Source organism: Mycobacterium sp. 852002-51613_SCH5001154 (assembly GCF_001667425.1).
Lineage (GTDB): Bacteria > Actinomycetota > Actinomycetes > Mycobacteriales > Mycobacteriaceae > Mycobacterium.
In genome coordinates, this window is record NZ_LZII01000031.1 from 22,003 (window position 1) to 41,365 (window position 19,363).

Here is a 19,363-nt window from a genome sequence, read left to right on the forward strand (position 1 = left end):
CCGAAGAAGAGCTGGCAAATCGGAACGGAGTGTTGTGCCTGGTCGTGTCGAGATCGATAACGTACAACCGGTCGTCTCCTGCGGCGCGTATCCCGCCAAGGCGGTGGTTGGTGAGACCATCCCGGTCAGCGCGGCGGTATGGCGGGAGGGCCACGAGGCCGTCGCGGCGACGCTGGTCGTGCGATACCTCGGGCCGCGTTATCCGCAGGTAAACGAAACCCGCCGGATCAAAGCGGTCCAGGCCCCGGTGAAGGCCGCGACGGAAGTCGACGGGGCCGGCGATCAGCAACGGATCAAGCCGCTGCTGCTGCCGATGACGTTGGGCCTCGAGCCCTATGTCTTCCACGGGCAATTCACGCCCGACCGGGTGGGCCTGTGGACCTTCAGAATCGACGGGTGGGGCGACCCCATCCACTCCTGGCGGCACGGCCTGGTTGCCAAGCTCGAGGCCGGCCAGGGCGAGACGGAACTGTCCAACGACCTCTTGGTCGGGGCCGCGCTGTTCGAGCGCGCCGCGATGGGGGTGCCGCGCGCGCGGCGCGAACCGCTGATGGCGGCCGCGACGGCGTTGCGAAGCCCCGGGGACCCGATCACCCGCACCGTGCTGGCCCTGGGGCCGGAAATCGACGAGATCCTGGCCGAGTATCCGTTGCGCGATCTGGTCACCCGCGGCGACCAGTACGGGGTCTGGGTGGACCGGCCGCTTGCCCGCTTCGGCTCCTGGTACGAGATGTTCCCCCGCTCGACCGGCGGGTGGGACGCCGAGGGCAAGCCCGTGCACGGCACGTTCGCCACCGCGGCCGCCGAGCTTCCGCGCATCGCGGCAATGGGATTCGACGTGGTGTACCTGCCGCCGATCCACCCGATCGGCAAGGTACACCGCAAGGGCCGCAACAACTCTCCCACCGCCGCTCCCGGAGATGTCGGTTCTCCGTGGGCAATCGGCAGCGACGAGGGCGGCCACGATGCCGTCCACCCGGACCTGGGCACGATCGAAGACTTCGACGCATTCGTCGCCGCGGCGCGTGAGCTGGGCATGGAGGTGTCGCTGGACCTGGCGTTACAGTGCGCCCCGGACCATCCGTGGGCGCGCGATCACCGTGAGTGGTTCACCGAGCTGCCCGACGGCACCATCGCCTACGCGGAGAACCCGCCCAAGAAATACCAAGACATCTATCCGCTCAACTTCGACAACGATCCGGCGGGCCTCTACGACGAGGTGCTGCGCATCGTCCGGCACTGGATGGACCACGGCGTCAAGTTCTTTCGGGTCGACAACCCGCACACCAAGCCGCCGAACTTCTGGGCATGGCTGATCGCCCAGGCGAAGAGCATCGACCCCGATGTGCTGTTCCTCTCGGAGGCCTTCACGCCCCCGGCCCGCCAGTACGGACTGGCCAAGCTCGGGTTCACGCAGTCCTACAGCTACTTCACCTGGCGCACGGCCAAGCAGGAGCTCACCGAGTTCGGCGACGCCATCGCCGCCGCCGCGGACTTTCGGCGCCCGAACCTGTTCGTGAACACCCCGGACATCCTGCACGCCATCCTGCAGCACAACGGCCCTGGCATGTTCGCGATCCGGGCGGTACTGGCGGCGACCATGGGCCCGGCCTGGGGCGTGTATTCGGGTTACGAGCTCTTCGAGCACCGCGCGGTGCGGGAAGGCAGTGAGGAGTACCTGAACTCGGAGAAGTACGAATTGCGGCCTCGTGATTTCGCGGGCGCCCTGGCCGAAGGGCGCTCGCTCGAACCGTTCATCACGCGGCTCAACTCCATACGCCGGCTACATCCGGCGCTGCAGCAGTTGCGTACCATCCATTTCCACGCCGTGGACAACGATGCGCTGCTTGCCTACAGCAAGTTCGACCCGGCGACCGGCGACTGCGTGTTGGTGGTCGTGACGCTCAACGCGTTCGGGGCCGAAGAGGCCACGCTGTTTTTGGATATGGCGGCTTTGGGTATGGAGCCCTATGAGCGTTTCTGGGTGCGCGACGAAATCACCGGCCAGGAATTCCAATGGGGGCAAACAAACTACATTCGCATCGACCCTGCGCGAGCGGTCGCGCATGTCATCAACATGCCACTCATCCCGCAGGAGTCCCGAATGACGCTGCTCCGCAGGCCACCAAAAGGACCGGAGGGATTGTGACATGAGCCAAGCCGACCAACTCGCCAGGACACACCTGGCGCCCGACCCCGCCGACCTGTCGCGCCTGCTGGCCGGAACCCATCACAACCCGCACGGCATCCTGGGCGCCCACGAGTACACCGACCACACCGTCATCCGGGCGTTCCGCCCGCACGCGGCCGAGGTCGTGGCGCTCGTCGGAGACGACCGGTTTCCGTTGGAGCACATCGAGTCCGGCCTGTTCGCCGTAGCGCTCCCCTTCGTCAACCTGATCGACTACCGCCTGCAGGTGAAATACGAGGGTTCCGACCCGTACACCGTCGCCGACGCCTACCGTTTCCTGCCCACTTTGGGCGAGATCGACCTCTTCCTGTTCGGGGAGGGCCGGCACGAGCGACTCTGGGAAGCCCTTGGCGCGCACCCCCGTTCGTTCACCACAGCCGACGGCGTCGTCAACGGCGTGTCGTTCGCGGTGTGGGCGCCCAACGCCAAGGGCGTCAGCCTGATCGGCGAGTTCAACGGCTGGACCGGCAGCGATGCCCCCATGCGGTCGCTGGGCTCCTCGGGTGTGTGGGAGTTGTTCTGGCCCGACTTCCCCGCCAACGGCCTGTATAAGTTTCGCGTGCACGGCGCCGACGGCGTCGTGACCGATCGGGCCGACCCCATGGCGTTCGCCACCGAAGTGCCGCCGCACACCGCGTCCCGCGTGACGCGCAGCGAATACACGTGGCAGGACGCCGAATGGATGGAACGGCGCGCCCAGCGCAATCCGGTGTTCGAGCCGATGAGCACCTACGAAGTCCACCTCGGCTCGTGGCGCCCAGGACTCGGGTACCGGCAACTGGCGGAAGAGCTGACCAATTACGTGGTCGAGCACGGGTTCACCCACGTCGAGTTGCTCCCGGTCGCCGAGCACCCGTTCGCCGGGTCGTGGGGCTACCAGGTGACGTCGTACTACGCGCCGACATCGCGATTCGGCACGCCCGACGAATTCCGGGCGCTGGTCGATGCGCTGCACCACGCCGGCATCGGCGTCATCGTCGACTGGGTGCCGGCGCACTTCCCGAAGGATGCGTGGGCGCTGGGACGGTTTGACGGCACCCCGCTTTACGAACACGCTGATCCCAAGCGCGGTGAGCAACTCGACTGGGGCACTTACGTTTTCGACTTCGGACGCGCCGAGGTGCGTAACTTCTTGGTGGCCAACGCGCTGTATTGGCTCGAGGAGTACCACGTCGACGGGCTACGGGTCGACGCCGTTGCCTCCATGCTGTACCTGGACTACTCGCGCCCCGAGGGCGGCTGGACGCCGAACATCTACGGCGGGCGGGAAAACCTGGAGGCCGTGCAATTTCTGCAGGAGATGAACGCCACGGTGCACAAGTCGGCCCCGGGCATCGTCACCATCGCCGAGGAGTCGACGTCGTGGCCCGGCGTCACCCGCCCGACAAACCTTGGCGGCCTGGGCTTTTCGATGAAGTGGAACATGGGCTGGATGCACGACACGCTCGACTACATCAGCCGCGACCCGATCTACCGCAACTACCACCACCACGAGATGACGTTCTCGATGCTCTACGCATTCAGCGAGAACTACGTGCTGCCGATCAGCCACGACGAAGTCGTGCACGGCAAAGGCACGCTGTGGGGGCGCATGCCGGGCAACAACCATGTCAAGGCGGCCGGACTGCGCAGCCTGCTCGCCTACCAGTGGGCGCACCCCGGCAAGCAATTGCTGTTCATGGGCCAGGAATTCGCCCAGCGCGCCGAGTGGTCCGAGGAGCGCGGCCTGGATTGGTGGCAGCTCGACGAGCAAGGCTTCTCGAACGGCGTCCTGCGTCTGGTGCGCGACATTAATGACATCTACCGCAACCACCCCGCGCTGTGGAGCCAGGACACCGTCCCCGACGGTTACTCCTGGATCGACGCCAACGACTCCGCCAACAACGTGTTGAGCTTCCTGCGGTACGGCAGTGACGGCTCGGTCATGGCCTGCGTCTTCAACTTCGCCGGCAACGAGCACAGCGGATACCGCCTCGGCCTGCCGTCCGCCGGCCGTTGGCGCGAGGTGCTCAACACCGACGCCACCGACTACAACGGCACCGGCATCGGCAACATGGGCGGTGTCGACGCCACCGAGGACCCGTGGCACGGGCGACCCGCGTCGGCGGTGTTGGTGCTGCCGCCCAACTCGGCCCTATGGCTGGAGCCCGAGTAGGCCGTCAGTAGAGCGCGTTGGCGAGGTTGCGCCGTCCGGCGACGACCTCGGGATCGGCAGGATCGAAAAGTTCGAAAAGCTCGATCAATCGGGTGCGCACCCGGGTGCGCTCGTCCCCGGATGTGCTGCGCACCAAGGCAATCAGGCGGTCGAAGGCCGCGCTCGCATCCTGGTTGAGGATTTGCACGTCGGCGGCGGCGAAGGCCGCGTCGATGTCGCTCGGTGCCGCGTCGGCAGCCGCGAGGGCATCCGGCGAGTGGGTGGTTGCGCGCGTCAGAAAATCGATCTGCCGGATCGCGCCCTTGGCTTCGACGCTGCCCGGGTTGGCGTCCAGGATCGCTTGATACGAGGCTCTGGCCGCCTCGAAATCACCGGTCTCGAGCTGTTCGCGGGCCGCTGCCAGCTCGGGGTCGACCTCATCGGAGTCCGCGGAACCGCTTGGGCCCTTGAGCTTTCCGGCCGTGGCCGAGAGAAGCGAATCCACCCAGCCTCGCAACTGGTCGGGCGGCTGCATCCCCTGGAAGCTGGACAGCGGCTGCCCGCCGGCCAGAGCCACGACGGTCGGCACCGCATCGACACCGAATATCTGGGCCACCCTTGGCGCCACGTCGACGTTGACCGTCGCCAGGGACCACTTGCCGTCGTCCTCGGCGGCCAGGCCGGACAGGATGTCGACGAGCTGGACACACGCATCGCTGCGCGGGGACCAGAGCAGCGCCACGACCGGCACTTCCTCGGACCGGAGCAGGACTTCGGTTTCGAAATTGGCCTCGGTGATCGCGGTAACTCCGGGACCGGCCTCAGCGGCCGGCGTTGCGCCGGCGCCCGTCGCGCCGGCCGGCGGCTGTTGCTGGGCCCGCTGCTTCAGGCCGGACAAGTCGACCGCACCGGCCATCGCCGGGCCTATCGAGGGTCGCGGGCGCGTCACGTCGTCAAGTTTGTCATGGGCGTCGGTGACCTATCCACCCGGTGGCGAGGACGTCCGGGCCGGTCCGGAGGTCGCACCAACAGGCCCGACCGGCAGATATGACCAAGATCACAAAACTTCCCGTACGTCTGGAGCCAGCAACGTCTTCTGAGGGCGCTAGCGCCCCCCGGTCGAGCTACTTTGCCCGCAGAATCAGCGCGTCGCCCTGGCCACCCGCGCCGCACAGGGCGGCGACGGCGTAGCCGGAGCCGCGGCGGGCCAGTTCCAGGGCCGCATGCAGCGTGATCCGCGCGCCCGACATCCCGATGGGATGCCCGACGGCGATCGCACCGCCGTTGACGTTGACGATCTCGGGATCCAGGCCGAGTTCGCGGGTCGATGCCAGCGCGACCGCCGAGAACGCCTCGTTGATTTCCACGACGTCCAGCTGGTCGACGGAGATGCCCTCGCGGCTGAGCGCTTTCTTGATCGCGTTGGCGGGCTGCGACTGCAGAGTGGAGTCCGGCCCGGCCACCACACCGTGGGCGCCGATTTCGACCAGCCAGGGCAGCCCGAGCTCTTCTGCCTTGGCCTTGTTCATCACCACCACGGCGGCCGCCCCGTCGGAGATCTGAGACGCCGAACCGGCGGTTATGGTGCCGTCGCGACGGAAGGCCGGTTTGAGGCCGGCCAGGGACTCGGCGGTGGTGTTGGCGCGGATCCCCTCGTCCTCGGTGAACTGCAGCGAATCACCCTTGCGCTGGGGGATGTTGACCGGCACGACTTCGTCGGCGAAGACGCCGTCCTTCCACGCCGCGGCCGCCTTCTGATGCGACCGCGCAGCGAACTCGTCCTGCTCCTGGCGGGTGAATTTGTCCACGTCGTTGCGCTGCTCGGTGAGCGCGCCCATCGGCTGGTCGGTGAACACGTCGTGCAGACCGTCGTAGGCCATGTGGTCAAGGACCGAGACGTCGCCGTACTTGTAGCCCGCCCGGCTGTCCATCAGCAAATGAGGCGCCTTGGTCATCGACTCCTGCCCCCCGGCCACCACCACGTCGAACTCTCCGGCGCGAATGAGCTGGTCAGCGAGCGCGATGGCGTCGATGCCGGACAGGCACATCTTGTTGATGGTCAGCGCCGGGACGTCCCAGCCGATGCCGGCCGCAACGGCCGCCTGGCGCGCGGGCATCTGGCCGGCCCCGGCCGTCAGCACCTGCCCCATGATCACGTATTCGACCGCCGAGGCGGGCACGTTGGCCTTCTCCAGCGCGCCGGCGATCGCGATGGCACCCAGGTCGCTGGCCGAGAAACCCTTCAGCGAACCCATCAACTTGCCGATCGGCGTGCGCGCTCCAGCAACGATCACCGACGTCGTCATGAAAACCTCCTAGGGGTCCGTGGACGGCCGGTTCGGCCTCCCGGAGAAGCGCAATCTTTGCCGCCAGGTTACCTTTATGTGATGACGACCGATCAAGTTGACGCCCGTCAGATCCTGGCCACCGGCCTGGTGACGGCGATCGATCACGTCGGCATCGCAGTCGCCGACCTGGACGCGGCAATCGCCTGGTATCACGACCACCTCGGCATGAACCTGGTGCACGAGGAAGTCAACGAGGAGCAGGGAATCCGCGAGGCCATGCTGGCCGTGCGCGGTGCGCCGGCTGGTACCGCGCAGATCCAGCTGATGGCCCCGTTCGACGACTCCTCGACCATCGCGAAGTTCCTCGACAAGCGCGGGCCCGGCATCCAGCAGATGGCGGTTCGCGTGAGCGACCTCGACAGCGTGATCGAGCATCTGCGCGCCCAGGGCATCCGGCTCATCTACGACGCGCCGCGTCGCGGCACGGCAAACTCGCGGATCAACTTCATCCACCCCAAGGACGCCGGCGGCGTGCTCATCGAGCTGGTCGAACCGGCCGCCTGAGTCCCTCAGATCACGACCACTTCCGGGTCGGGCCGCGCGTGGCGCGGTGGCTCCAGCACGGGGCATGCCAATGCCGCCGATCGTCAGCTCCCCCGAGCGTCGAATCGATCGGCCACACCACCAGATGTGCGGTGCCGGCGCGTATTTCGTGGTCACAACCGGGGCAGCGGTACGTCTTGACCGCACGATCCGCGGCGACGGGACGGACTTCGTACTCGTGGCCGTCGGGCCCGGTCTCCACCCGGCGCGGCACCAGGGGCGGCGGTGACGCCCGCTGCCGGCGTGGCGGTGTGCGGCGCCTAGCCATGCCGCCAGCCTAGCGGGGTTCAGAACAGCCGGTACTCGTCGCTGTCCATCCCCCGCATCTTGTCGTAATCCAATGTGATGCAACGGATCCCGCGGTCAGTAGCCAGCGTGCGCGCCTGCGGCTTGATCTGCTGGGCGGCGAACACCCCCTTCACCGGCGCGAGCACGCTGTCGCGATTGAGCAACTCGAGGTAGCGGGTGAGCTGCTCGACGCCGTCGATCTCGCCGCGCCGCTTGATTTCCACCGCGACGGAACCGCCCTGCTCGTCACGGCAGAGCAGGTCGACGGGCCCGATGGCGGTCATGTATTCGCGACGCACCAGCGTGTAGCCCGCACCGAGCAGCTGCACGTGTTCGGCGAGCAACGCCTGCAAGTGGGCTTCGACGCCGTCCTTGACCAGCCCGGGGTCAACGCCCAGATCGTGGCTGGAGTCGTGCTCGACCTCCTCGACGGTGATGCGCAGCTGTTCCCCGGCCTTGTTCTGGACGACCCACACGGGCAGCTGATCACCGGGCTCCTCGGTGAGCCAGCAAGGTGGACTCATCCAGTTCAGCGGCTTGTAGGCGCGGTCGTCGGCGTGCACGCTGACCGATCCGTCGGCCTTGAACAGCAACAGCCTGCGGGCCGACGGAAGATGCGCGGTGAGCCGGCCGACGTAGTCCACAGTGCACTGGGCGATCACTAGACGCACCCGACTCACCTTAGAGCGTGGCCGACAAATTAGGCTGACGCCACCATGTCGGCCAACCAGAGCTTGGCAAAACGGATCGGCCGGGTGCTCGAGACGGTCACCCGGCAGAGCGGGCGGCTACCAGAGACCCCGGCGTACGGCTCGCTGCTGCTGGGACGGGTTTCCGAAAGCCAGCGACGTCGCCGCATCCGCATCCAGGTCATCCTGACGGTGTTGGTCTTGGGCGCCAACCTGATCGGCATCGCCGTTGCGCTGCTCCTGGTGACCATCGCCATTCCGCAGCCCAGCGTGTTCGACGCGCCCGGGTGGATCACCTTCGCGGCGTCACCGGCCTATATCGCGCTGGCACTGGCGGTGGGCACCTATTGGATCACCCGCAGGACCGTCGTCTCGCTGCGCTGGGCGATCGAGGAACGCACGCCGAACCGGGAGGACGAGCGAAACACTTTTCTGGCCCCATGGCGCATCGCCCGCTTCGATCTCATCCTGTGGGGTGTCGGGGCGACGGTCCTGACGACGCTTTACGGACTGGTCAACACGCTGTTCATCCCGCGCTTCCTCATCGCGGTCGGCATCTGCGGCATCTTGGTGGCCACAGGCAGTTATCTGCTCGCCGAGTTCGCACTGCGCCCGGCGGCGGCTCAGGCGCTCGAAGCAGGCCCACCACCGCGGCGATTCGCCTCGGGGATCATGGGCCGGACCATGGTGGTCTGGTTCCTCGGCTCGGGCCTGCCCGTTCTCGGCATCGGCTTCCTGGCCGGCTTCCAGGCCCTGATGCGCAATCTGACCGAGACACAATTCGCCGTCGGCGTGCTGATTGTGTCGATCGCCACGCTGATCTTCGGCTGCCTTCTGATGTGGATCCTGGCCTGGCTCACCGCAACTCCAGTCCGCGTGGTCCGCGCGGCGCTGAGGCGTGTCGAGCGCGGTGATCTGCGGGGCGACCTGGTGGTGTTCGACGGAACCGAACTCGGTGAGCTACAACGCGGATTCAACGCGATGGTCGACGGGCTGCGCGAGCGCGAACGGGTTCGCGATCTGTTCGGCCGGCACGTCGGGCGCGAGGTCGCCCTGGCCGCCGAACGCGAGCGGCCGAAGCTGGGCGGAGAAGAACGGCATGTGGCGGTCGTATTCATCGACATCGTCGGGTCGACCAGGCTGGTGACGACCCGGCCCGCGGCGGAGATCGTCCAGTTGCTCAACCAGTTCTTCGCGATAGTCGTCGAGGAAGTGGACCGACACTGCGGGCTGGTCAACAAGTTTGAGGGCGATGCAACGCTGGCCGTGTTCGGGGCGCCCAATCATCTGGACTGCCCCGAAGAGCAAGCGCTGGCCGCCGCGCGCGCCATCTCCGAGCGACTGAACAACGAAATCTCGGTGTGCCGGGCCGGTATCGGGGTGGCGGCGGGGCAAGTCGTTGCCGGGAACGTCGGCGCCCGGGAACGCTTCGAGTACACCGTAATCGGCGGGCCGGTCAACGAGGCAGCCCGCCTGTGCGAGCTCGCCAAGTCGTACCCGGGCCTACTGCTTGCGGCGGCCGACGCGCTGGAAGGTGTGAGCGAGAAGGAGCGCGCCCGTTGGTCTTTGGGCGAGACCGTGACCCTCCGCGGACACGAGCAACCAACCCGCCTCGCCACGCCCGCCGACCCGCCGGCTCAACGCGATTGATTTCGGGCCCGAATGGGTAAGGGGACTAAGGACATCGCCCCTCGAGAGATTGGTGTTGACATGACCGGTAGTGGGACTGCCCGCCGTGTTTCCCTGGCCGCGGGCATCGCCGCGGCAATCGCCCTGAGTTCGTTCACCGCGGGATGCAGTTCGAACAACAACAACAAGAGCCCGACGACTTCGACCGTCACCACCACCGTCACGACGCCCGCGAGCGTCACAACGACGGCACCGGCCGCAACGACTCCCGCCGGACCGGGCGGCGGCGGCCCCGAGACCGGACCCGGGGGCGCCACGACCGCCGGACCGGGTGGTTCCGGCGCCGGCGCCGGTCCCGGCGGGGCGAGTGCCGGTGTGCCCGGCGCGGGGGCTTCCGCCGGACCCGGCGGAGCGGGCGCCTGCGCCGGCGGCGTTTGCGTCGGAACCCCTCCCGCCCCGTAACGCTCGAGCTACGGCTACCGGCCGGGTCACCGGCCGGTAGCCGTAGTTGCACCGATGCGCCGTTTTGGTGCGGGGCCGCCGTCCGTCAGGGCTCCCGATCCGTCCGCACTACGATGTCGTTTTTCCGCCAGTTTTGTCGGCGGGCGGGTGTAAGTCTTGTAAGCGTGCACGAAGACTTCGAACGCTGCTACCGCGCCGTCCAGTCCAAGGACGCCCGGTTCGACGGCTGGTTCGTCACGGCGGTGCTGACAACCGGCATCTATTGCCGGCCCAGCTGCCCGGTGCGGCCGCCTTTCGCTCGCAACGTCCGGTTCTACCCGACCGCCGCCGCTGCTCAGCGCGCAGGATTCCGGGCATGTAAGCGGTGCCGTCCCGACGCATCTCCGGGGTCGCCGGAATGGAATGTGCGCGGTGACGTCGTCGCACGGACGATGCGGCTCATCGCCGACGGCACGGTGGACCGTGAAGGTGTCGGCGGCCTGGCGGCCCATCTCGGTTACACCACCCGCCAGCTGGAGCGGCTGTTGCAGGCCGAGGTCGGCGCCGGCCCGCTCGCGCTGGCCCGCGCCCAACGAGCGCAGACCGCCCGCCTGCTCGTCGAGACCACCAACCTGCCGTTCGGCGACATCGCGTTCGCTTCGGGATTTTCCAGCATTCGCCAGTTCAACGACACCGTGCGCTCGGTCTTCGACAATGCGCCGACGGAGCTGCGCCGGCGCGCCGCGGATCCATCGAGCGCCGCAAAACTCGGAGCCGCTTCGGCGGGGACGGTCAGCCTGCGGTTGCCGGTGCGCACGCCGTTCGCCTACGAGGGCGTCTTCGGTCATCTCGCCGCCGGCACGGTGCCCGGCTGCGAGGAGGTCCGCGAAGGTGCCTACCGACGCAGTCTGCGCCTTCCGTTCGGCAGCGCCGTGGTCGCCCTGACACCGGTGATCGACCATGTCCGCTGTGTGCTCACCCTCGACGATTTCCGTGACCTGACGACGGCGATTGCCCGCTGTCGCCGGCTGCTGGATCTCGACGCCGACCCCGAGGCGGTGGACGACGCGCTGGCCGGGGACCCGTACCTGGCTCCCGTGGTGGCCAAGGCGCCCGGCCAACGCATTCCGCGCACCGTCGACGAGGCTGAGCTGGCCGTGCGGGCGGTCCTGGGGCAGCAGGTGTCCACCAAGGCGGCCCGAACCCACGCCGGCCGCCTGGTCGCGGCATACGGTGAGCCGGTCGCGGACCCCGACGGCGGATTGACCCGCACCTTCCCGTCAGCGGAGCAGCTCGCCGAGATCGACCCCGTCCACTTGGCGGTCCCCAAAGCGCGCCGGCGAAGCCTCAACGCATTGGTCGCCGGCCTGGCCGACGGCAGTATCGTCCTGGACAGCGGGAGCGACTGGGAATCCGCCCGCAGGCAATTGCTGGACGTGCCCGGAGTAGGCCCATGGACCGCAGAGGTGATCGCGATGCGCGGCCTCGGTGATCCGGACGCGTTCCCCGCCACCGACCTTGGCCTTCGCCTGGCCGCCAAGCAGCTGGGCTTACCGATTGGCGAACGGGCCCTGGTCGCCCATGGCGTCCAGTGGCGCCCTTGGCGCTCCTACGCCACCCAATACCTATGGACCACCCTCGAGCATCCGGTTAACCAATGGCCACCACAGGAGGTCGCATGATCGAGTACCGCACCATCGACAGCCCGATCGGGCCGCTGACCCTTGCCGGCCAGGACTCGGTTCTGACCATGCTTCGGATGGTCGACCAGACCTACGAGCCGAGCCGCACCGGCTGGGCCCCGAATCCGGCGGCATTCAACGAGACCACTGAGCAACTCAACGCTTATTTCGAGGGCGAACTCACGGAGTTCGATTTCAAATTCGAGCTGCGCGGCTCCGCATTTCAGCGGCGAGTGTGGGAGGCCCTTCGGACTATCCCCTATGGCGAAACCAGATCGTACGGACAAATCGCGGCACAGATCGGCGCCACCGGCTCCGCTAGGGCCGTTGGGTTGGCCAATGGCCACAACCCGATCGCAATTGTCATCCCCTGCCATCGCGTCATCGGTGCCAACGGCAGCCTCACCGGCTACGGCGGCGGCCTCGACCGAAAGCGAACGCTGCTCGCATTGGAAAAGAAACGCGCATCGGTGAATTCGGCTCTGACACTATTCGACTAATAACGCACCGGAATCAGCGAATGCAAAAACACCCCCGTTGCCGGGGGTGTTTTTGTGTATGTTCGGCGGTGTCCTACTTTTCCACCCGGATGGGCAGTATCATCGGCGCTGACAGGCTTAGCTTCCGGGTTCGGAATGGGACCGGGCGTTTCCCTGTCGCTGTGGCCGCCGTAACTCTATTTAAATTTGGTTTCGGTGGGGGGTGTGGCGTCAGAGCGTCCCGCGACTAATAGTCGCTGGAACTGAAAAGTGGTTGCGATTGTGTGTTGGTAAGTTTTCGGCCGGTTAGTGCCAGTTCCCTACACCCATTACTGGGCTTCCAGGTCTGGCCTATCGATCCCGTGGTCTGCGGGGGGCCTTATCCCTCTAAAAGGGTGAGAAACCTGATCTTGGAGAAGGTTTCCCGCTTAGATGCTTTCAGCGGTTATCCTGTCCGAACGTGGCTATCCAGCCGTGCCCCTGGTGGGACAACTGGTATACCAGAGGTTCGTCCGTCCCGGTCCTCTCGTACTAGGGACAGGTTTCCTCAAGTTTCTGACGCGCGCGGCGGATAGAGACCGAACTGTCTCACGACGTTCTAAACCCAGCTCGCGTGCCGCTTTAATGGGCGAACAGCCCAACCCTTGGGACCTGCTCCAGCCCCAGGATGCGACGAGCCGACATCGAGGTGCCAAACCATCCCGTCGATATGGACTCTTGGGGAAGATCAGCCTGTTATCCCCGGGGTACCTTTTATCCGTTGAGCGACACCCCTTCCACTCGGGGGTGCCGGATCACTAGTCCCGACTTTCGTCCCTGCTTGACTTGTAAGTCTCGCAGTCAAGCTCCCTTGTGCACTTACACTCAACACCTGATTGCCGTCCAGGTTGAGGGAACCTTTGGGCGCCTCCGTTACATTTTAGGAGGCAACCGCCCCAGTTAAACTACCCGCCAGGCACTGTCCGTGAACCCGATAAGGGTTCGACGTTAGGTGTCCAATACGATCAGAGTGGTATTTCAACAACGACTCCGCCCCAACTGGCGTTGAGGTTTCACAGTCTCCCACCTATCCTACACAAACCGTACCGAACACCAATACCAAGTTGTAGTGAAGGTCCCGGGGTCTTTTCGTCCTGCCGCGCGTAACGAGCATCTTTACTCGTAGTGCAATTTCGCCGAGTCTATGGTTGAGACAGTTGGGAAGTCGTTACGCCATTCGTGCAGGTCGGAACTTACCCGACAAGGAATTTCGCTACCTTAGGATGGTTATAGTTACCACCGCCGTTTACTGGGGCTTAAATTCTCCGCTTCACCTTACGGTTAACGGGTCCTCTTAACCTTCCAGCACCGGGCAGGCGTCAGTCCGTATACATCGTCTTGCGACTTCGCACGGACCTGTGTTTTTAGTAAACAGTCGCTACCCACTGGTTTCTGCGGCCGAATCCCGCTCCCACCGCAAGGGTGTTCACGGTATTCCGGCCCCCCTTCTCCCGAAGTTACGGGGGCATTTTGCCGAGTTCCTTAACCATAGTTATCTCGTACGCCTTGGTATGCTCTACCTGACCACCTGTGTCGGTTTGGGGTACGGGCCGTGTGTGTGCTCGCTAGAGGCTTTTCTTGGCAGCAGAGGATCACCGAATTCACCTCAATCGGCTATGCATCACCTCTCAGGATTAATGAGCGACGGATTTGCCTATCGCTCTCCCTACAGGCTTGCCCCAGTATTACCACTGACTGGTACGGCTACCTTCCTGCGTCACCCCATTGCTTGACTACTACCAACGAAGGTCCCACGCAGCCGGCGATCCTCGCACCCCGAAGGGATTGATAGACCACCATTTGGGTGGTTAGTACCGCTGATTCGTCAGGGACGCCCACACACGGGTACGGGAATATCAACCCGTTGTCCATCGACTACGCCTGTCGGCCTCGCCTTAGGTCCCGACTCACCCTGGGCGGACTGGCCTGGCCCAGGAACCCTTGGTCTTACGGCGGGCAAGGTTCTCACTTGCCTTATCGCTACTCATGCCTGCATTCTCACTCCCCCAAACTCCACCACCGGTTACCCGGTAGCTTCGCTGCATGGGGGACGCTCCCCTACCCAACCTTGCGGTTGCCGCGGCTTCGGCGGTGTGCTTGAGCCCCGCTACATTATCGGCGCACAATCACTTGACCAGTGAGCTATTACGCACTCTTTCAAGGGTGGCTGCTTCTAAGCCAACCTCCTGGTTGTCTTTGCGACTGCACATCCTTTTCCACTTAGCACACGCTTAGGGGCCTTAGCCGGCGATCTGGGCTGTTTCCCTCTCGACGTACGGAGCTTATCCCCCGCCGTCTCACTGCCACGCTATACACCACGGCATTCGGAGTTTGGCTGACGTCAGTAACCTAGTAGGGCCCATCGGCCATCCAGTAGCTCTACCTCCGTGGTGAAACACGTAACGCTGCACCTAAATGCATTTCGGGGAGAACCAGCTATCACGGAGTTTGATTGGCCTTTCACCCCTACCCACAGCTCATCCCCTCAGTCTTCAACCTAAGTGGGTTCGGGCCTCCACGCGGTCTTACCCGCGCTTCACCCTGGCCATGGGTAGATCACTCCGCTTCGGGTCCAGAACACGCCACTACACCCCAAAGGGGATGCGCCCTATTCAGACTCGCTTTCGCTGCGGCTACCCCGCACGGGTTAACCTCGCGACGTGTCCCTGACTCGCAGGCTCATTCTTCAAAAGGCACGCCATCACCCCACAAGGAGGCTCTGACGGATTGTAGGCACACGGTTTCAGGTACTCTTTCACTCCCCTCCCGGGGTACTTTTCACCATTCCCTCACGGTACTAATCCGCTATCGGTCATCGAGAAGTATTTAGGCTTACCGGGTGGTCCCGGCAGATTCACAGCAGATTCCACGGGCCCGCTGCTACTCGGGAATTGATACAAGGTAGGTGCCGGGTTTTCGCGTACCGGGCTTTCACCGTCTACGGCAGGCCGTCCCAGGCCACTTCCGCTAACCACGACACTTTATGACTACCCCTCAGCCAGGTAGAGCTGAGACATATCAATCCCACTACCCCGCACACACAACCCCTACCCGGTTACACATGCGTGCGGTTTAGCCTGTTCCGCGTTCGCTCGCCACTACTGACGGAATCACAATTGTTTTCTTCTCCTACGGGTACTGAGATGTTTCACTTCCCCGCGTTACCTCCCGCACCCTATATATTCAGATACGGGTAACACGACATCACTCGTGCTGGGTTTCCCCATTCGGAAATCCTCGGATCAAAGCTAGGTTGACAGCTCCCCGAGGCATATCGCAGCCTCCCACGTCCTTCATCGGCTCTCGATGCCAAGGCATCCACCATGCGCCCTTAGACACTTACATACACACAAAAATCAAAAAGAAATTACACATTTTAACGAACACGCGACCGTTGCCGGCAACGCATCCGTTTAGATGCTCGCAACCACTATCCAATACTCAAACACCACACCCCACCACCAAGATGGAGGGACACCACACGGACTGGCCGAGTGTTGTCTCAGGGCCCAATAGTGTGTCTGGCAATCATTTGCTGTTGTGCACCCGGCCCTCACCCACTACAGGTGAGAACCCCGCACGGCTTACATCCCACCAATTGGGATGTTTTTCGTGGTGCTCCTTAGAAAGGAGGTGATCCAGCCGCACCTTCCGGTACGGCTACCTTGTTACGACTTCGTCCCAATCGCCGATCCCACCTTCGACAGCTCCCTCCCAAAGGGTTAGGCCACTGGCTTCGGGTGTTACCGACTTTCATGACGTGACGGGCGGTGTGTACAAGGCCCGGGAACGTATTCACCGCAGCGTTGCTGATCTGCGATTACTAGCGACTCCGACTTCACGGGGTCGAGTTGCAGACCCCGATCCGAACTGAGACCGGCTTTAAAAGGATTCGCTTAACCTTACGGCATCGCAGCCCTTTGTACCGGCCATTGTAGCATGTGTGAAGCCCTGGACATAAGGGGCATGATGACTTGACGTCATCCCCACCTTCCTCCGAGTTGACCCCGGCAGTCTCTCACGAGTCCCCGGCATTACCCGCTGGCAACATGAGACAAGGGTTGCGCTCGTTGCGGGACTTAACCCAACATCTCACGACACGAGCTGACGACAGCCATGCACCACCTGCACACAGGCCACAAGGGAACGCCTATCTCTAGACGCGTCCTGTGCATGTCAAACCCAGGTAAGGTTCTTCGCGTTGCATCGAATTAATCCACATGCTCCGCCGCTTGTGCGGGCCCCCGTCAATTCCTTTGAGTTTTAGCCTTGCGGCCGTACTCCCCAGGCGGGGTACTTAATGCGTTAGCTACGGCACGGATCCCAAGGAAGGAAACCCACACCTAGTACCCACCGTTTACGGCGTGGACTACCAGGGTATCTAATCCTGTTCGCTCCCCACGCTTTCGCTCCTCAGCGTCAGTTACTGCCCAGAGACCCGCCTTCGCCACCGGTGTTCCTCCTGATATCTGCGCATTCCACCGCTACACCAGGAATTCCAGTCTCCCCTGCAGTACTCTAGTCTGCCCGTATCGCCCGCACGCTCACAGTTAAGCCGTGAGATTTCACGAACAACGCGACAAACCACCTACGAGCTCTTTACGCCCAGTAATTCCGGACAACGCTCGCACCCTACGTATTACCGCGGCTGCTGGCACGTAGTTGGCCGGTGCTTCTTCTCCACCTACCGTCAACTCACGAAGTGAGCCTTCGTCGATGGTGAAAGAGGTTTACAACCCGAAGGCCGTCATCCCCCACGCGGCGTCGCTGCATCAGGCTTGCGCCCATTGTGCAATATTCCCCACTGCTGCCTCCCGTAGGAGTCTGGGCCGTATCTCAGTCCCAGTGTGGCCGGACACCCTCTCAGGCCGGCTACCCGTCGTCGCCTTGGTAGGCCATCACCCCACCAACAAGCTGATAGGCCGCGGGCCCATCCCACACCGCAAAAGCTTTCCACCACAAGGCATGCGCCGAGTGGTCCTATTCGGTATTAGACCCAGTTTCCCAGGCTTATCCCGAAGTGCAGGGCAGATTGCCCACGTGTTACTCACCCGTTCGCCACTCGAGTACCCCCGAAGGGGCCTTTCCGTTCGACTTGCATGTGTTAAGCACGCCGCCAGCGTTCGTCCTGAGCCAGGATCAAACTCTCCAAACAAAATCTCCTCGCAGAACGAGGTGAATTTCAAATCAGAGAAAATCTGACCTAACAAAAAGACACCAAATAACTGGCATCAAAAATTGCCATACCCGCACACGGGGAGTGCTTAGGTATGGCCAAAAAAACAACAACAAATAAAAAGACCAAACACACTATTGAGTTCTCAAACAACACTTGTTTCGCCCGTTTTGGGGCAACCCTGCCAGCTTAATACAAGTCCGGCAGTGGAGTCAACTCCCAGTTTTGGTCTTCCAGAGACCGTTTCGGGAGCAGCCGTGCCAGGCTAGTACCAATCCAGCGAGGGAGTCAAGCGCCCGGGGTGTCGACCGCCTGGTGTGGCGACCGGCCCTGCGGGGCACTGACTTTGGTTACTCTACCCGCTCGATCTCCGCTCCCAAAATCGCCAGGTTTTCGACGAACAAGGGGTAGCCGCGATCGATGTGGAAGACGTCGTGGACCTCGGTGTCACCGTCGGCCACCAGCCCCGCCAACACCAGGCCGGCACCGGCCCGAATATCCGAACACCACACCGGGGCGCTCGACAATTGCGGCAGACCTCGTACGACGGCATGGTGCCCGTCGGTGCGGGCGTCGGCGCCCAACCGGATCATTTCTTCGACGAAGCGGAAGCGCGCCTCGAAGACGTTCTCCGTGATCATCGACGTGCCGTCGGCGATCGACGCCAGGGCGATAGCCATCGGCTGCAGGTCGGTCGGGAACCCGGGGAACGGCAACGTCGCGACGTTGACGGCCTTGGGGCGCTCGTACTGCGTGATCCGGAAGCTGTTGTCCGTTTGGGTGACCGTCGCGCCGGCGTCGTGCAGTTTATGCAGCACGACCTGGAGGTGGGCCGGGTCGACGCCCGTCACCGAAATGTCGCCTCGGGTCATCGCAGCCGCGATGCCCCACGTGGCCGCAACGATGCGATCGCCGATCACGCGGTGCTCCGTCGGGTGTAGCCGGGGAACGCCGGTGATGGTCATGGTCGGCGAACCCGCACCTTCGACCTGCGCGCCCATCTGATTCAACATGGTGCACAGGTCCACGACATCGGGTTCGCGCGCCGCGTTGTGGATCGTGGTTACGCCCTCGGCGAGGACGGCGGCCATCAGGATGTTTTCGGTGGCTCCCACCGACGGAAACTCCAGCTGAATCTCCGCGCCGCGCAACGTGTCGGCCTGGGCGACGACGCAGCCGTGCTCGATGTTGCATTGCGCGCCCAGTTGGCGCAGGCCCGACTGGTGCATGTCCAGCGGACGAGACCCGATCGCGTCGCCGCCCGGCAGGGCGACCCTGGCCCGCTTACACCGGCCAACCAGCGGCCCAAGCACGCAGACCGATGCGCGGAACTGTCGTACCGCAGCGAAATCGGCGTCGTATTTCGGCTCGTCGGGTGAGGTGATGCGGGCGACGTCGCCGTCGAGCTCGACGGTGGCGCCGAGCCCACGCAACACCTCGGCCATCAACGGCACGTCGAGGATGTCGGGGCAGTTGGTGATGGTGCTGGTGCCTTCGGCCAGCAGGGTCGCTGCCATCAGCTTGAGCACGCTGTTTTTGGCGCCTCCCACTGCGACTTCGCCGGACAACCGGTTCCCGCCGGTCACCACGAATCGCTCAGCCACCCGCGTCAGTCTAGTGAAGCGGTATCGCCTTGTCAGTCAGCCCGCTTGACGGCGATGCGCTCCGCCGAGCGAAGTGAGGTGGAATCAAGCGGTCAGCCGAGGCTCCATGCCCACCCGGGC

General features: G+C 64.1%; 12 protein-coding genes and 3 rRNA genes. 7 read left to right on the forward strand and 8 right to left on the reverse strand.

Translation table 11 applies throughout. The annotated features are described in order from the left end of the window. Positions 1-34: 34 nt before the first annotated feature. Positions 35-2,149 carry an alpha-1,4-glucan--maltose-1-phosphate maltosyltransferase gene (locus A5750_RS07860; RefSeq protein ID WP_066948379.1) on the forward strand — a complete coding sequence of 705 codons (2,115 nt, stop codon included), beginning with the start codon at positions 35-37 and terminating at the stop codon, positions 2,147-2,149. Between the two features lies 1 nt (position 2,150). After that, positions 2,151-4,346 (forward strand): 1,4-alpha-glucan branching protein GlgB, encoded by a 2,196-nt coding sequence (glgB, locus tag A5750_RS07865; RefSeq protein WP_066948382.1) that lies wholly within the window; start codon positions 2,151-2,153, stop codon positions 4,344-4,346. Between the two features lie 4 nt (positions 4,347-4,350). On the opposite strand, the gene A5750_RS07870 is transcribed toward glgB, so the two are convergent. Continuing rightward, complete coding sequence (locus A5750_RS07870; protein WP_067261904.1) at positions 4,351-5,274, reverse strand: tetratricopeptide repeat protein; 924 nt, start codon at positions 5,272-5,274, stop codon at positions 4,351-4,353. A gap of 175 nt (positions 5,275-5,449) precedes the next feature. After that, positions 5,450-6,631, reverse strand: coding sequence for an acetyl-CoA C-acetyltransferase (locus tag A5750_RS07875; protein ID WP_067261907.1), 1,182 nt, complete (start codon positions 6,629-6,631; stop codon positions 5,450-5,452). A gap of 78 nt (positions 6,632-6,709) precedes the next feature. Between A5750_RS07875 and mce the strand changes: the two genes are divergently transcribed. Next, entirely contained in the window at positions 6,710-7,177 is a 468-nt protein-coding gene (gene mce / locus A5750_RS07880; protein ID WP_082948363.1) for a methylmalonyl-CoA epimerase, read from the forward strand. Positions 7,178-7,187: 10 nt separating this feature from the next. Here the strand turns inward: mce and A5750_RS25230 are convergent, their stop codons facing one another. After that, complete coding sequence (locus tag A5750_RS25230; protein ID WP_082948364.1) at positions 7,188-7,484, reverse strand: hypothetical protein; 297 nt, start codon at positions 7,482-7,484, stop codon at positions 7,188-7,190. Between the two features lie 19 nt (positions 7,485-7,503). Next, entirely contained in the window at positions 7,504-8,175 is a 672-nt protein-coding gene (nucS, locus tag A5750_RS07885; RefSeq protein ID WP_066948396.1) for an endonuclease NucS, read from the reverse strand. A gap of 45 nt (positions 8,176-8,220) precedes the next feature. Between nucS and A5750_RS07890 the strand changes: the two genes are divergently transcribed. The 4 genes from A5750_RS07890 to A5750_RS07905 all read left to right on the forward strand — a co-directional run bounded on the left by A5750_RS07890 (position 8,221) and on the right by A5750_RS07905 (position 12,445). Then, positions 8,221-9,843 carry an adenylate/guanylate cyclase domain-containing protein gene (locus A5750_RS07890; protein ID WP_067261909.1) on the forward strand — a complete coding sequence of 541 codons (1,623 nt, stop codon included), beginning with the start codon at positions 8,221-8,223 and terminating at the stop codon, positions 9,841-9,843. A gap of 60 nt (positions 9,844-9,903) precedes the next feature. Further along, entirely contained in the window at positions 9,904-10,284 is a 381-nt protein-coding gene (locus A5750_RS07895) for a hypothetical protein (RefSeq protein WP_066948405.1), read from the forward strand. Between the two features lie 164 nt (positions 10,285-10,448). Continuing rightward, positions 10,449-11,945 carry a DNA-3-methyladenine glycosylase 2 family protein gene (locus tag A5750_RS07900; protein ID WP_067261911.1) on the forward strand — a complete coding sequence of 499 codons (1,497 nt, stop codon included), beginning with the start codon at positions 10,449-10,451 and terminating at the stop codon, positions 11,943-11,945. Further along, positions 11,942-12,445: a methylated-DNA--[protein]-cysteine S-methyltransferase gene (locus A5750_RS07905; protein ID WP_067261914.1), complete on the forward strand. Its 504-nt coding sequence runs from the start codon at positions 11,942-11,944 to the stop codon at positions 12,443-12,445. The genes A5750_RS07900 and A5750_RS07905 overlap by 4 nt, the downstream gene beginning before the upstream one ends. A 60-nt stretch (positions 12,446-12,505) precedes the next feature. On the opposite strand, the gene rrf is transcribed toward A5750_RS07905, so the two are convergent. From rrf to murA, 4 genes are all read right to left on the reverse strand, one after another. Continuing rightward, positions 12,506-12,618 (reverse strand): 5S ribosomal RNA (rrf, locus tag A5750_RS07910). A 92-nt stretch (positions 12,619-12,710) separates the two neighbouring features. Beyond that, positions 12,711-15,808, reverse strand: a 23S ribosomal RNA gene (locus A5750_RS07915). Between the two features lie 281 nt (positions 15,809-16,089). Then, a 16S ribosomal RNA gene (locus A5750_RS07920) occupies positions 16,090-17,618 on the reverse strand. Together the 16S, 23S and 5S rRNA genes form the textbook arrangement of a ribosomal RNA operon. A gap of 371 nt (positions 17,619-17,989) precedes the next feature. Beyond that, positions 17,990-19,243, reverse strand: a complete 1,254-nt coding sequence (gene murA, locus A5750_RS07925; RefSeq protein ID WP_066948415.1) for a UDP-N-acetylglucosamine 1-carboxyvinyltransferase — start codon at positions 19,241-19,243, stop codon at positions 17,990-17,992. Between the last annotated feature and the right edge of the window lie 120 nt (positions 19,244-19,363).